Raw genomic sequence first — 13,686 nt, 5'->3', positions numbered from 1 at the left:
TATAAAGGAGGCTTTCATATGATTTGGTCTTTAATTGTCGGTGGTATATTAGGATGGTTTGCAAGTTTACTCACTGGAAAGGATGTACCGGGTGGTGTAATTGGTAATATTATTGCTGGTATTGTCGGTTCTTGGCTTGGTACGACGCTATTTGGTAATTTTGGACCTGTTATAGGTGGATATGCGATTGTTCCGGCTTTAATAGGTGCGATTATTTTGATTTTCATCGTAAGCTTTATATTCCGAGCAATGCGAAAATGAATAAAAGGGACTGCTTACACTTGTAAGCAGTCCCTTTGAATTATATTGTCTAATCTGTTATGCTACTGTTATACAATCAGGAGGTGTCAGCATTGAAAACATTTACAGTAAATTTCCATCAAGAAGATAATGCAAAAGCGACAACAGTACATAAATTAAGTGAAGAGGACTTCAATAAAGCAACAGAAAAAGGTACTCGTCATTTATTTGATTTAGATACAAACGTTGGCTTCTTCGTATTCTTTGATGCAGAAGATGCAGAAGGAAATGATCAATACTTAATGTTACAATATGAAGGAGATCATGAAGAGCCAAGTGCTTGTTACGGATTTGATTTAAAACTATACTATCAATTTTTAGCACTATACTTAAACGATCTTGAATTCCATGGTGAAACAGATGAGGAAGAGGAAGAGTATGGCCCGATTCATCATTTAGCGCACTTACTTTATCATATTGTTGAAGATGGTAAATCAATCGAAGTGTAAAAATACATATTTGAAGCTGTCCTTAAATAGGACAGCTTTTTTATTAATATTTTCCGTCAGTGATACGAATATGTATTAACGTTTTGTATAGTAGTATATTTAAATTAAAAAGTGGAGTTTTCAATAATAAGGTGACTAAGATGAAAAGCTTTGGTATTGTTGTATGTTTGGTTTCCTTTTCGCTGCTCTTACATATTTATAACATTTGATCTGCCTATAATAATTTTTACAGTTGAGGATGCATAGTATTGGATAAATAGTGTATTAGTAATGATATCTATAGTATTTAAAAGAACTATACAACTTCCTCAAATTAGAAGCGGAAACGGTTATGAATAATAAACTTCAAAATAATAAACTTTTATGACAATTTATTTATAGGAGTATGTGAAGGATATACAAGTAAGGGAGAGAATGATTATACAAATAGAGGGCACAGTCCTAACCTTTTTGAAATTTTGGATTCACATTCATTTGAGAGTAATGTAATGAAATGATTACTAAAGTGAATATGATGAAGTGGGAGGCTGAAAAATATGAAAGTCTATAGGAATATACTTATATTTTTTCTGACTTTAACATTCGCAATTGTTTTAACCGCGTGTAAGAGTACGGAGGAAAAGAAGCAAACAAATCCAACCTCAGAAAATAATACAGAAGTAAAAAATAGTGCGCCAGAAACGAGTAATAAGAATGAAGAAACTACTCCTAAAAGAGAGAAGGAGCCCATGGGAAAATCAAAAAATCAAGATTCAACAGAGCCAGATTCGAAAAATTCAACACTTAATCAAAAATCAATTAACTACGTTAAAGATTTGTTTGAACTTGCAAAAGAAGGAAAAGTGCCTAACATTACATTTGCAGCACATACAGGAGATATTGAAGAAATAGAAAAAGCGTGGGGGAAAGCGGATAAAACGGAACAAGCAGGGAGCGGAATGTACGCAACTTTTACAAATAAAAAGGCTGTATTCGGTTTTAATAAAGGGTCACAAGTTTTTGATGTTCGTTCTTATCAAGAAGAACTAAAAGTAATTACAGTAAAAGAAATAGAAAAAGCATTAGGAAAACCAACTGCAGTTAAAGTAAATGGTGATGATAAAATATATATTTATAAAGTAAACAATCAATTTGAATTGAAATTTATCATTCCAAAATCGACTGGTAAGGTAGACCACATCTCGGTATTTTCACCAGAGGATAGTATAAATAAAATGGCAGGATAAGAAATTAAGCGTTCCCCAAAAAGACCCACTTTTTATTATAAAAGGGGGTCTTTTCAATTATAAACAAGGAAAGTATAGAAGGATTTTTACGAATTGTAATGAAATTATACATGTAGAAAGGGGGACTATTATGAATAACAACTTTAGTACGATTACAGAAGCTATTGAGTCACATCATTGGGATTATCCAAGTGAACTCATTTCAAACGATATAGAATTTGTTAACACGAAAGAATTAATTATGATAAAGAATGAAAAGCTAAATAGTATCAATGCTAATAAAGTAGTTCGTTTTAATTTTCATAATGATTTTGAGGAACGCCTGGAAAAAGTTAATGCATTCTATGATAAATTATCTTTTTCCTGGTGGATTCCATCATCAAACATAATACTCATGAACCGACTAAATGAATTGGGTTTTCGAACGATTGATGAATATGCTGGACTTGCACTATCGTTACATAACTTTGAGATTCCGTCGATTAATCATGAGTTTTCGTATTATGAAGTGCAAACAGATGAACAGATTAGACAACTTGTGGAAGTAAGTTCTAAAATCTGGGATTATCAAGCTTCTTTAGAAGAAGAGCTCTTTAAACAAAGAAAAGATTACATAAAAGCTAGTAAAGGTACATCTGGATACATAATCTGTTGTGATGAAGAAAAGGCAGTAGGATATGCTAATTATAGATATAGTAGCAACGGCACTACATTGTATTTGCGTGGCTCAGGAGTCTTACGAGAATATCGTCACAAAGGAATCTATTCTAATCTCGTATATAAGCGATTAAAGATTGCTAAAGAGAGAGGAGTTACAGTAGCTACTTGTCAAGCTAGGAAAGGACATTCAGAACCAATATTAAGAAAAATCAGTTTCCAGCTATACGAAACATACTTTCATATGGCGAAATAATCCACTTTTGTTTTTGAAAAATATACAACAGGAAAAAAGACGCTATCCTTTCTGGGAATTTATAGGGAGGATAGCGTCTTTTATAATTCAATCAATCTATCGAAAAAACTGAAAAGTAGTAACCTATATATTATGAGCTGGAGGTTCTGCAATGTTTTTATAACCAGCTTTTTCTGTTTTTTTACGTTCTAAATTTTGAACAAACAACGCTTGAACAATGCCGCCAACGAATAAGAAACAAGCGCAAATATAAAATAATATACTACCGTTTAGTTTACTTAATAAAACTGCACCAATAACAGGTCCACACGTTCGCGATATATCCCAATGTATTCCGTAAATCGAAAAATATAACCCACGTTTTTCGGTTGGAGCAATTTCTGAAACGAATCGAAGTAAATGGTTTAAAGCAATACTTTCTCCAATGACTAAAAAAAGTAATGTGAAAAATAGAGACGAGATTGTTGCAGAATATCCATATCCAATTGCAGCTATTGTATAGCAGGTGTAAGAAATAAGGATGATTTTCGCCATGGAAAATCGTTCAGACCATTTTACGAGGAAGATTTGTAGAATGATTTCCAAAATGGCTTTGCAAGTTGAAATAAATGCGAGTATGAATACGAAATTTTGGAATGCATGTTCTGCGAAAATGCGATAATTGGTTTCCGTTTGAGCATAAAAAAAGCTGATAGGAAGTGTAGAGATCATAAGACCAAATATGGCGTAATGTTTAAAAATAAACTGTTTTGGTGAATTTACTTCAACTGTTTGTTTTGATTTTGTAATAAGCGGAACAGTTTCTGGGAGCTGCGTCCAAACAACTATGGCATATATTATAAGTGTAATGCTTTGCATTATAAACAAATATTCAGGATGAGTATTATAAAAGATAGCACCAATTAAAGGACCGATTACAGAACCGATTGCACCCATTGTTTGTAGGAGAGCAAAAATTTCTGCTTGCTGTTTTTGTTTTGTTAAATCAGCAATTTGAGCACGCTGAGCGGGAATATATAAGGAACGACCAATTCCATTAATGACATATAACAGTGCAAAAATAAAAACGGATTGAGCAAAAATGAAACTACCGATTGCAAAACCTTGCAGTAATAATCCGATTAGCATAATCTTTTTTCGTCCATATTTATCAGTAATTCCTCCAGCAATAAGTGTAAATACAATGTCTGAAAGTGGTTGTAGCCCGAAAATAAGCATAGTCATCATTATATTGCCGTTTAACATTTTATTAACGTAAATGATCATAATGAGAGCTAACATTGACTCAGTTGTTCGGGTTAATAATTCCCCGCACAGTCTAATGATAATAGGTTTATTGTAGCGTAGTAAGAGATGATTCAATATTTTTTCCTCCTTTCTATATCGAAATGATAAGATGAAAGGAGAAATGGAAAAAGGGTAGAATTAAAAGGGAGTATTTTTCACCTTTTAGGGGGAGTATTATGTTTGTTTTAGATCAATACATTGAACTATGGACTACATATGGAAAAGGGAAACAAGAGGGAGAACAATTAGAAGTAACAGTGCGAAATATATCTGAAACTTTATTTTGTACAGAGCGTAATAGTAAATTAATTATAAAAAAATTAGAAGAACTGAATTGGATCATATGGTTTCCAGGACGAGGAAGAGGCAATCGTTCAAAGATAGTGTTTCAAAAACATCCACTTTCTTTAATTTTAGAAAGAGGACAAGAAATAACAAAACAAGGGGACGTAAAAAACGGAATCAATTTTATCGAACGTTATAGCTCGTATTTTCCATCTCTTCAAACGCAATTTCAAACTTGGATAGATTCAATATTTGGTCATAAAATAGAAATGACATCCGAAGGGAGAAAAGATGTACTTCGTTTGCAAGTACAAATGAATTTAGACATCGCTTTCGATCCTGTTTACGCTACGATGCGTTCAGAATGTCATATGGTTAAACATATTTTTGATCCACTTGTATTTGTAAATGAGGAAACACACTATATAGAGCCGAGACTTGCATTTCACTGGGAATATAATGATGCCGAAAAGATATGGACATTTTATTTACGAAAAGGAGTTCACTTTCATAATGGAAAACAACTTACTGCACAGGATGTTATATATTCGCTGAATCGATTTATAAAAGCAGAAAACAATCCACATTTTTGGATGTTACAACACGTTGAAAGTTTTCGTGCAGTAGATGAGTATGTTGTAGAAATTAAATTACATACGGAAAATAGGATGTTTTTACATATGCTAAGTGCAGAACAGTGTTCTATTGTAAATGAAGAGGAAACAGGAAACTTAATTGGGACAGGACCTTTTCAATTATATAAAAGTAATGAAAATCTGTTTATATTAGAAGCTCATCATTTATATTTTCGAGAGAGACCTTTTCTAGATCGCGTTGAGTTATGGAACGTAGAACAAAGTGTAAATACATATGATGTTTTAGTAAAGGCACAGTATAAAGATAAAGAAAAACCTAATAAAGAACTGTCTCGACTTGAGTCGAACGTGACCTATGTAACATGTAATCAAGTGAAAGAAGGGCCAATGCAAGATGAGTTATTTCGGAAAGCGTTATATAAAATCATTCACGGTGATACAATTGTTCAAGAACTTGGGGGAGAACGTGGAGAAGTGGCAAAGGAGCTAATATTAGCAAGTGATAGTATAGTAGAGATTGAGGAAGATATAGAAAGTTTAATTAAAGGAAGTACGTATCATAATGAAGTGTTACAACTTTATACATTTAAAGGACGAGATCACGTTGAAGATGCGCAATGGATACAAAGAGAGTGTGCGAAATATGGAATTAGTGTAGAAATTAATTTTCTTGAAATAGAAGAGCTGTTGCAAACAAGAACGATACAAAAAGCTGATATCATGCATGATAGTGCAACAATTAGTGAACGGGTAGAAGATAGTTTGCTATATATGTTTCTGACAAAAAACAGTTTTATTCATGGGCATAGCAGCATCGACTTTCATGAAATGTTGTCCCCTTATTTCAAACAAAAACAAGTAGAGAAAAGAGTTACACTGTTACGCGATCTTGAGGACACATTGTTACATCAAATACATATTATTCCATTATATCGTAACAAACAAGAGGTAAGTTCTCATGAAAAAGTACAAAATATAATGATTAATTCACAAGGTTGGATTGATTTTTATAAAATATGGTTTAAGTCTTGATATGTAAGGGTTCTTGCACATTTTTATAAGATGTGTAAGAGCCTTTTTTTTGTGTGAAACAGGCTTGTTTTACACATTGTTACGCTACTTGTGATAAAAGTCTATTTACAGCGTAACAGTGTTATGTTACATTGATATCAGGAAGGAGTGTTATACACTTGAGTACAGATTTAATTTCAAAAAAAGATTTATTGGAACTAACTGGTATTTCATATGGACAGTTATATAGGTGGAAAAGAAAAAATTTAATACCGGAAGATTGGTTTGTACGGAAGTCAACGTTCACAGGTCAAGAAACATTTTTTCCGAAAGAAAAGATATTAGAGCGTATTGATAAAATCCAAATGCTGAAAGAGGATTTATCACTAGATGAATTAGCGAATATGTTTTCGCCAAGCGTAACAGAGATTCTTTTAACGAAGGAAGATCTTATTCGTAAAGGGATTACATCCGAATCTGTTTTGCAATTCTTCATAGAGCAAACGAACAAAACGGTAGATTTTCAATTTGTAGATAGTCTTTATGTGTATTTGTTAGAAGAACTATTACAATCAGGTGAAGTTAGTTTAGAAGAAGGAAAAATGGTTCTGCAGGTTTTACGAGAAAATTATGAAGCACTCAAACATAAAAATTGTGACTTAGTTATTATTCGAAAGATGGGGATTTCTACATGCCTCTTAGTTTCAAACGTCGAGGATTTAATTTTTGAGAAGGGAACGAAGATTGTTATACGTGAAGCAATTATGAAGTATACCGAAGCATTAAAAACTAAACTGTTGTAGTGGAGGAGAAATCATGCGTACCGAAAATTTAATTATAAATGGTTACGGTTCATCGAATGGTGGTGAGTTTCATAAAGTACAACTAAATGGAAAAGGAACTGTCAATGGAAACGTTGAATGTGACCAATTTGAATGTAATGGTTACGGAACTGTTACTGGTAATTTGAAAAGTAGTAATGCAAAGATTAGCGGATCAGGTAAAGTTGATGGTACAGTTAGTGCAGAGATGATGCGAATCGATGGGAAAGCGACAATTACACAAGATGTAAAGGCAAACACTTTAAAGATTGCAGGAAAAGGAACGATTGGTGGAAATATAACTGGTGAAGAACTTAAAATCAACGGCCAAGCGACGATTGATGGGAATTGTGAGGTTGATATTTTTTCTTCCGAAGGACAATTTACAGTCGGTGGATTATTAAGTGCAGATGAAATTAATATAAATATTCACGGTACATGTAGAGCGAAAGAAATTGGCGGTCAAACCATTAAAGTAAGACATAGATTGAGTACTTTCAGTAGACTATTTAAATCAGTTTTTGGCTTGCAGTTAGAAGCTGAATTGTTAGAAGGCGACAATATCGATATTGATTATGCTCACATAAAAACGGTAAGGGGAAATAATGTTACAGTAGGACCAAACTGTGAGATTGAACTCATTGAATATACCGGTGTTCTTACTGTTGATAAAAGTGCCAATGTAAAAGAAATAAAGCAAGTTTAACGGAGGGAGAAATTAGTATGGAACATCAACATAGTCTTACTGTAAATGGTTCAGGCAGTTCAGCAGGCGGAGATTATAATAAAGTAAAGATACGCGGTGAAGGAACAATTTCTAATGATATGAGTTGTAATGAATTTAAAACATATGGCACGAGTGATGTACGCGGTAATATGAAAGTTAAAAACTATGTCGTGTATGGAGATAGTGAGGTACAAGGAAATGTAGATGCGGAATATGTCAAAGTATACGGTAATACACAAATGCATAGTGATGCTCATATTGAAAAAACAAAAGTTAGAGGTATGATTGAAGTGAAAGGGAAGTTTTCAGGTAATTTTGTAGATGTGAAAGGTGCTTTAAATGTGAAGGGAGATATTGAAGTAGAAGAATTATCACTAACTGGTGGTCTTGAAAGTGATGGCTTACTTAATGCGGAAAATATTGAAATTTCACTTCGTTATGAAGGAAGCAAAGTAAGAGAAATTGGTGGTAAAAAGATTACCGTTCGTAAAAAAGCGAGATTTATACCTTTTACAAGTCATGCCGGAAACCTTCAAACAACTATCATTGAAGGGGATGATATTTATTTAGAACATACAATAGCTGAAGTTGTAAGAGGAAATCATGTTATAATTGGTCCTGGCTGTGAAATTAGTGTTGTAGAATATCATACTAGTTTTAATCGGAAAGGCAATGCAGTCGTCAAAGAACATAAACAAATATAAGTAGTACGAGGGAGAGCAAGAGATATGGTTGAGAAGAATAATAAGCTCGGCTTTGTTGTGGCGGGCTTATTGCTAGGTATTTTAATGGCATCAATGGATAACACCATTGTCGTAACGGCGATGGGAACAATCGTTGGTGACTTAGGAGGCCTTGAAAACTTTGTATGGGTCGTTTCTGCCTATATGGTCGCAGAAATGGCAGGTATGCCGATTTTCGGTAAACTATCAGATATGTATGGTAGAAAGAGATTCTTTATTTTCGGTTTAATCGTCTTTATGATCGGTTCGGCACTTTGTGGTACTGCTGAAAATATTACACAGTTAGGTATTTATCGTGCGATTCAAGGTATTGGCGGCGGGGCATTAGTGCCGATCGCGTTTACTATCGTTTTTGATATTTTCCCTCCTGAAAAGCGCGGGAAGATGGGTGGTTTATTCGGAGCAGTATTTGGTTTATCAAGTATTTTCGGGCCGTTACTTGGTGCATATATTACAGATTACATTAGCTGGCACTGGGTATTTTACATTAACTTACCACTTGGCATTTTAGCACTTATTTTTATTACATTCTTTTATAAAGAGTCACGGGTTCATAGAAAGCAAAAAATTGATTGGTTTGGCGCAATTACTTTAGTTGGTGCAGTAATTTGTTTAATGTTCGCCTTAGAGCTAGGTGGCCAAAAATATGATTGGGATTCTAACTTTATCTTAAGTTTATTTGCTGGATTCGCTATTTTAATCATCGGATTTATATTTATTGAAAGAAAAGCAGAAGAACCAATCATTTCATTTGAGATGTTTAAACAACGTCTATTCGGTATGAGTACAATTATTGCTTTATGTTACGGTGCTGCATTTATGTCAGCAACTGTGTACATTCCGTTATTTATTCAAGGGGTATACGGTGGTACCGCAACAAACTCAGGATTGTTACTTTTACCGATGATGTTAGGATCAGTCGTAACAGCACAGTTAGGCGGATTTTTAACGACTAAGCTTAGCTACCGAAATATTATGTTTATTTCTGCGGTTATTATGCTAATCGGATTATTCTTATTAAGTACATTAACGCCAGAAACAAGCCGGGTATTATTAACAGTTTATATGATCATTATCGGATTTGGAGTTGGATTCTCATTCTCTGTACTGAGTATGGCTGCTATTCACAATTTTGGTATGGAGCAACGCGGGTCTGCGACTTCAACGAGTAACTTTATTCGTTCATTGGGTATGACGCTTGGTATTACAATCTTTGGAATGATTCAAAGAACAGGTTTCCAAGATCAATTAGAAGAAGCATTTAAAGGTATGAGCGGGGGAATGAATACAAACGCTTTAGGAGATTCAAGAGCTATTTTATCAGAATCGGCAAGATCTCAAATTCCTCCGCAAATATTAGATAAGATTATTGACGCTCTTTCAAGTTCAATCGTTCAAACATTTATGTGGGCGCTAGTTCCTGCTGGTTTAGCATTCATATTCATTTTCTTTATGGGCAATGAGCGTATGGTATTAAAGAAAGAGCAAAAGAATATAAAGAGTGAAACATCAGAAGCATAATGAAAAAGCTCCTTTCAATTTGAAAGGAGCTTTTTCGTATGTACGGTTTTAGATTAGCCTTCGATAATTTCGTATTCTTCGTCTGCTAATAATAAAATTTGTGTTTTCTTACCTTTGTTTTGAACTTCGATTACATCGTATGTACCTAAGTCTCTTAGCTTACTTTGAGAAGCATTAACCATAACTTCCATAGAATCAATTAAGATATCTTCTTCAATATATGATTCAGGCAACGCCATATCTTCAGTAGCTAATACACATTCATATAGATTTTGTAAATTTTCAGCAGTTGGATTTTGTTCCTCAACATCAATGATGTTTTTTACTGCCTCCATATTTTCTTCTTTTGCTTGATATACTTTAATTTTAGCCATTGTTTTAATCTCCTTTATAACGTAATCGTAGAGGCTACACCTCATTATAACGCTTTTTTCATGAAAGATGAAATTGTTATATGTATTTATAGTAAAATTTATGTGTTATTACTCATTATTGTTTTAATTTCCTTACTAATGTTATGAGTAGGTAACTATATCCCTACGTTAAAATTATATTGTCCAAGCTTTTCTTATATTCCACTCATATTATATGTAGTAGATAAAACATATATAGGGAAGGGATTGAATGTAAGTGGGCTGTGAGCAGAAACGCAATTGTGGGTGTTGTCAAAATAGTATATGTGAATTTTTACAAAGTCTAGAACCTTTTACTAAGGTTGAGGGTATCGTTATAGCTGGAAAGGAAATTGTTATAACCTATTTCCTTTCATTTAACAAGATGAAAGGTATCGTATCATTTTTACAAGAGGACAATGAAGTTATATTTGTAGATTGTTCAAGGATTGATGCGATCCGAATAGGGAAAGTGTGTAGTTGTAAAACGAAAGTTAAATTTATTGAAGAGGATTTTAGTCTACTTGGAAATATTTGTCCGCAATGTTTAACAGAGGGAAGTACACTCTTTTTTGACTTTCATAATCCAGAATTAAATTTATCTTTACAAGCAAAAACAATTGATGCACCTAGATGTATTGAATTTACAGATGAACTTGGGAATGTAGTAAAGCAAATTACTATTGTAGGTGAAGCGATTGTTTCTAAAGACTTTGTTCAAGTGCCTGAACTATTAAATTTTCGATTAGTTTTATCAGATACGGCTGCGAATCCTTTGAAGTTTGGAGTACTGTTCATTAATTTCCCTGATGTTACGTTTATTATTCTTTTCGCATCAAGCGGATACCTCAACATTTCGAACTGTTTAAAAATAGAAAGTGGGACTGGTAATGCCGAAATAGAAGAGATGAAAAAAATGGTAATCCATGATAATACAATGTACAAATCAATCATTAAGTTGACTAAAATATATAAAAATGGTGCCACAGAGTCATATACTTTTAAAAATGAATTATAATATATGTATTTCAATTAACCCTCAAATTATTGTTGAGGGTTGTTACATAATAGAATAAGTAAACCGATTATAGATTATATGTACCGTTTTGTTTGCTTGTTAATTAGTAAGAAATAAATAAGCTGTTAACCTATTTTTATAGGTCAATCATTTCATAGGAAATAGATGGTATAATCATTTTATATTTACATAAATTTTATGATAATTCAAAGTTTTAGTTTAATAGATGTATGCTTTTATGAGAAATAATTGAATGTACATAAGAATATAAATGTTGATTAATTTATGTAACTGTAAAGGCTAGTTGATTTTATAGAAAGCGGGAATGAAAATGATATATGAAGCGAATATGCATACAAGAAAGAAATTAGTTTCTATGTTCGAGGACTTCAATAATGTTGTTTTACTTTCTTATTTACAAGGGCATATGGGAAAAGCTTGGGTGAACGATCTTGAAAAACCGACAGTAGCACAAATTACGGTAGGGATTTTTACATTTTACGCTGGAAATCCAAGTGTACAAGGAACAGAAGAGTTACTACGTAACATTCCTGATAGAATGTTAGTAATCGTAAATAGTGAAGAGTGGAAAAAGTGTTTAGAAACATTGTATGAAAGAAAAATAGATAAGTTTTTACGCTATAAATTTAAACGAAATGCAGAAGTTTTTGATCATTCAAAATTGCAATCTTTTATATTAACACTTCCAAAAGGATATGAGTTAAGAAGAATAGATGAACATATCGCAAATAATCCTACACTACACAAGCTTTCTGAAGATTTCACAAGTCAATTTCAATCAATAGAAGATTATATAAAACGAGGTATAGGTTATAGTATTTTGTATAACGGAGAAGTTGTATGTGGTGCATCATCTTATAGCATTTATGATGATGGAATTGAAATTGAAGTTGCTACTGATCACAATCATAGAAGAAAAGGTTTAGCGACTGTAGTTAGTGCAGCTCTTATATTGGATTGTTTAGAAAAGGGCATATATCCAAACTGGGACGCAGCGAATACTACATCTGCCAAACTAGCAGAAAAGCTAGGATATGTTTTTGATAAGGCGTATGATACTTATTTTGTGGATAATAGGTGAATGAATTGGGATTGGTACGAATTGTACAACGTAAAAAAACTAGTAAATCTTATTAAATTAATATTAATTAGTCCCTTTTTAAAATTACAAATTGGTATAAAAACCGACTTAAAAAAGTCGGTTTTTATTTTTTTACAATAAAGTAAGGTGCTTTCAATATTAATTTGCTGGTGCATGGATATTTTGAAAGTTTCTTCGGAAATATTGTTATCTTTTTTACTATTGAACTTACTCAACATATTATGGTATTTTTCCGCGATGATAGTTAAGAAATTTCATTTTTAATAGGTGAATATTCATAAAAACTAAGTATATTAAATTGTGTATATTTGACTATTAAAGAGAGAATACTCTTTATATTTGTAAATGATAAAAGTGACTATGATACAAGCCCGCGCATTAATAGAAAAAGTACATATACAGTAAAGAGAGTTAAAAAACTCTAAATTCTTTTAAAGGAGATTATAAAATATGAGTGAACAATGCCCAATTAATGTACCATGTCAAGTAGAAGGACAAACTCAAACACCATTAAGTGATGCAGCAGCAACACCAATTACTACTCCAGGAGCACCGATTGTAAAAGTACCAGTTGTATTAGCAGAGAGAACAATTCAAATTGTTGTAGAATCTGATATTTCATTAGATCCTCCAGCAGTTGAAATTAAACGTATCTTAAAAAATGTATTTTTAACACAATGTAAATTAGTTCCTGTAGCATTTACTCCAGTACCAGGTACAAATTATCGCCGAGTTACAAGAGCAAAATTATTTGTACAAGGATATATTCGTAAAAATATTGAATATGCAAATGATGAGTGTAATGGAGTGCTATATGACCGCATTGCAAATGTTCCATTTTCTGGTTTTGCTGATTTAACAGCTGGTGATTTTCTATCACAAGCTATAGTAGCTGCTTCCTCAGATACTACTTCTCACTTTATTAATCCTAAAAATGGTGATCTACCACGTTTAGACAAATACTTCTTCGAAAATACAGTTTTTTATAATGAACAACCGTATTGCGAATTAGTCAGTGCTCAATTTTTCGAGTTAGACTTTTCCCCTTGTCCAACAGAATTAAACGAGCCATTTGGTACTCTTCGTGAAAAAATTGTACTAGACCTTACTTTAAAAGTGTTGCAAGTACAACAAGTACAAGTATAAAAATAAAAAAGGCATTGTCTTTAATAAAAAGACAATGTCTTTTTTATTATTATAAAACATATATAATGATGAAATGGTCGCGTACAAAAAGCATATTTTTATGAATTTCATCAGATGGGGGGATGGTG

At 32.8% G+C, this 13,686-nt stretch carries 14 protein-coding genes; 12 read left to right on the top strand and 2 right to left on the bottom strand.

What is annotated here, in order from left to right:
• The first annotated feature begins 18 nt into the window (after positions 1–18).
• From COI75_RS25315 to COI75_RS25300, 4 genes are all read left to right on the top strand, one after another.
• Entirely contained in the window at positions 19–261 is a 243-nt protein-coding gene (locus COI75_RS25315; RefSeq protein WP_000638304.1) for a GlsB/YeaQ/YmgE family stress response membrane protein, read from the top strand.
• Between the two features lie 92 nt (positions 262–353).
• A complete protein-coding gene (locus COI75_RS25310) occupies positions 354–749 on the top strand; it encodes a hypothetical protein (RefSeq protein ID WP_000847585.1) in 396 nt (131 codons plus the stop codon).
• Between the two features lie 536 nt (positions 750–1,285).
• A complete protein-coding gene (locus COI75_RS25305) occupies positions 1,286–1,975 on the top strand; it encodes a YjgB family protein (protein ID WP_000870458.1) in 690 nt (229 codons plus the stop codon).
• A 130-nt stretch (positions 1,976–2,105) separates the two neighbouring features.
• Positions 2,106–2,888, top strand: a complete 783-nt coding sequence (locus COI75_RS25300; protein WP_098448670.1) for a GNAT family N-acetyltransferase — start codon at positions 2,106–2,108, stop codon at positions 2,886–2,888.
• A gap of 123 nt (positions 2,889–3,011) precedes the next feature.
• On the opposite strand, the gene COI75_RS25295 is transcribed toward COI75_RS25300, so the two are convergent.
• Positions 3,012–4,250: an MDR family MFS transporter gene (locus tag COI75_RS25295; RefSeq protein WP_001016140.1), complete on the bottom strand. Its 1,239-nt coding sequence runs from the start codon at positions 4,248–4,250 to the stop codon at positions 3,012–3,014.
• 101 nt (positions 4,251–4,351) lie between these two features.
• On the opposite strand from COI75_RS25295, the gene COI75_RS25290 reads away from it, so the two are divergent.
• The 5 genes from COI75_RS25290 to COI75_RS25270 all read left to right on the top strand — a co-directional run bounded on the left by COI75_RS25290 (position 4,352) and on the right by COI75_RS25270 (position 9,879).
• The gene (locus COI75_RS25290) at positions 4,352–6,088 is read left to right on the top strand and encodes an SgrR family transcriptional regulator (RefSeq protein WP_098448669.1); all 1,737 of its coding nucleotides are present in this window, start codon (positions 4,352–4,354) and stop codon (positions 6,086–6,088) included.
• A 158-nt stretch (positions 6,089–6,246) separates the two neighbouring features.
• The gene (locus COI75_RS25285; protein ID WP_000102237.1) at positions 6,247–6,870 is read left to right on the top strand and encodes a YhbD family protein; all 624 of its coding nucleotides are present in this window, start codon (positions 6,247–6,249) and stop codon (positions 6,868–6,870) included.
• A gap of 13 nt (positions 6,871–6,883) precedes the next feature.
• On the top strand, positions 6,884–7,594 hold the full coding sequence (locus COI75_RS25280) for a bactofilin family protein (RefSeq protein WP_001258579.1): 711 nt from the start codon (positions 6,884–6,886) through the stop codon (positions 7,592–7,594).
• A gap of 17 nt (positions 7,595–7,611) precedes the next feature.
• Positions 7,612–8,319, top strand: a complete 708-nt coding sequence (locus COI75_RS25275) for a hypothetical protein (RefSeq protein WP_000401027.1) — start codon at positions 7,612–7,614, stop codon at positions 8,317–8,319.
• Between the two features lie 24 nt (positions 8,320–8,343).
• Positions 8,344–9,879, top strand: a complete 1,536-nt coding sequence (locus tag COI75_RS25270; protein ID WP_000229610.1) for an MDR family MFS transporter — start codon at positions 8,344–8,346, stop codon at positions 9,877–9,879.
• Between the two features lie 53 nt (positions 9,880–9,932).
• On the opposite strand, the gene COI75_RS25265 is transcribed toward COI75_RS25270, so the two are convergent.
• Positions 9,933–10,253: a hypothetical protein gene (locus tag COI75_RS25265; RefSeq protein ID WP_001062736.1), complete on the bottom strand. Its 321-nt coding sequence runs from the start codon at positions 10,251–10,253 to the stop codon at positions 9,933–9,935.
• 256 nt (positions 10,254–10,509) lie between these two features.
• On the opposite strand from COI75_RS25265, the gene COI75_RS25255 reads away from it, so the two are divergent.
• From COI75_RS25255 to COI75_RS25245, 3 genes are all read left to right on the top strand, one after another.
• Positions 10,510–11,289: a BC_2878 family exosporium-associated protein gene (locus COI75_RS25255; RefSeq protein ID WP_002095585.1), complete on the top strand. Its 780-nt coding sequence runs from the start codon at positions 10,510–10,512 to the stop codon at positions 11,287–11,289.
• A gap of 331 nt (positions 11,290–11,620) precedes the next feature.
• Positions 11,621–12,391, top strand: coding sequence for a GNAT family N-acetyltransferase (locus COI75_RS25250; protein ID WP_000638749.1), 771 nt, complete (start codon positions 11,621–11,623; stop codon positions 12,389–12,391).
• Positions 12,392–12,862: 471 nt separating this feature from the next.
• Positions 12,863–13,558, top strand: a complete 696-nt coding sequence (locus COI75_RS25245) for a CsxC family protein (RefSeq protein WP_001294989.1) — start codon at positions 12,863–12,865, stop codon at positions 13,556–13,558.
• Positions 13,559–13,686 lie beyond the last annotated feature (128 nt).

The sequence above is a fragment of the Bacillus cereus genome (genome assembly GCF_002564555.1).
Lineage (GTDB): Bacteria > Bacillota > Bacilli > Bacillales > Bacillaceae_G > Bacillus_A > Bacillus_A cereus_K.
The sequence above is the reverse complement of the archived record's forward strand: the minus strand, read 5'-3'. Positions and strand labels throughout refer to the sequence as shown.

Bases quoted from the DNA above. Each gene is read 5' to 3' on its own strand.
- COI75_RS25280 (WP_001258579.1), top strand. From the start codon at position 6,884: ATGCGTACCGAAAATTTAATTATAAATGGTTACGGTTCATCGAATGGT.
- COI75_RS25245 (WP_001294989.1), top strand. From the start codon at position 12,863: ATGAGTGAACAATGCCCAATTAATGTACCATGTCAAGTAGAAGGACAA.
- COI75_RS25270 (WP_000229610.1), top strand. From the start codon at position 8,344: ATGGTTGAGAAGAATAATAAGCTCGGCTTTGTTGTGGCGGGCTTATTG.
- COI75_RS25265 (WP_001062736.1), bottom strand. From the start codon at position 10,253: ATGGCTAAAATTAAAGTATATCAAGCAAAAGAAGAAAATATGGAGGCA.
- COI75_RS25300 (WP_098448670.1), top strand. From the start codon at position 2,106: ATGAATAACAACTTTAGTACGATTACAGAAGCTATTGAGTCACATCAT.
- COI75_RS25305 (WP_000870458.1), top strand. From the start codon at position 1,286: ATGAAAGTCTATAGGAATATACTTATATTTTTTCTGACTTTAACATTC.
- COI75_RS25250 (WP_000638749.1), top strand. From the start codon at position 11,621: ATGATATATGAAGCGAATATGCATACAAGAAAGAAATTAGTTTCTATG.
- COI75_RS25315 (WP_000638304.1), top strand. From the start codon at position 19: ATGATTTGGTCTTTAATTGTCGGTGGTATATTAGGATGGTTTGCAAGT.
- COI75_RS25275 (WP_000401027.1), top strand. From the start codon at position 7,612: ATGGAACATCAACATAGTCTTACTGTAAATGGTTCAGGCAGTTCAGCA.
- COI75_RS25290 (WP_098448669.1), top strand. From the start codon at position 4,352: ATGTTTGTTTTAGATCAATACATTGAACTATGGACTACATATGGAAAA.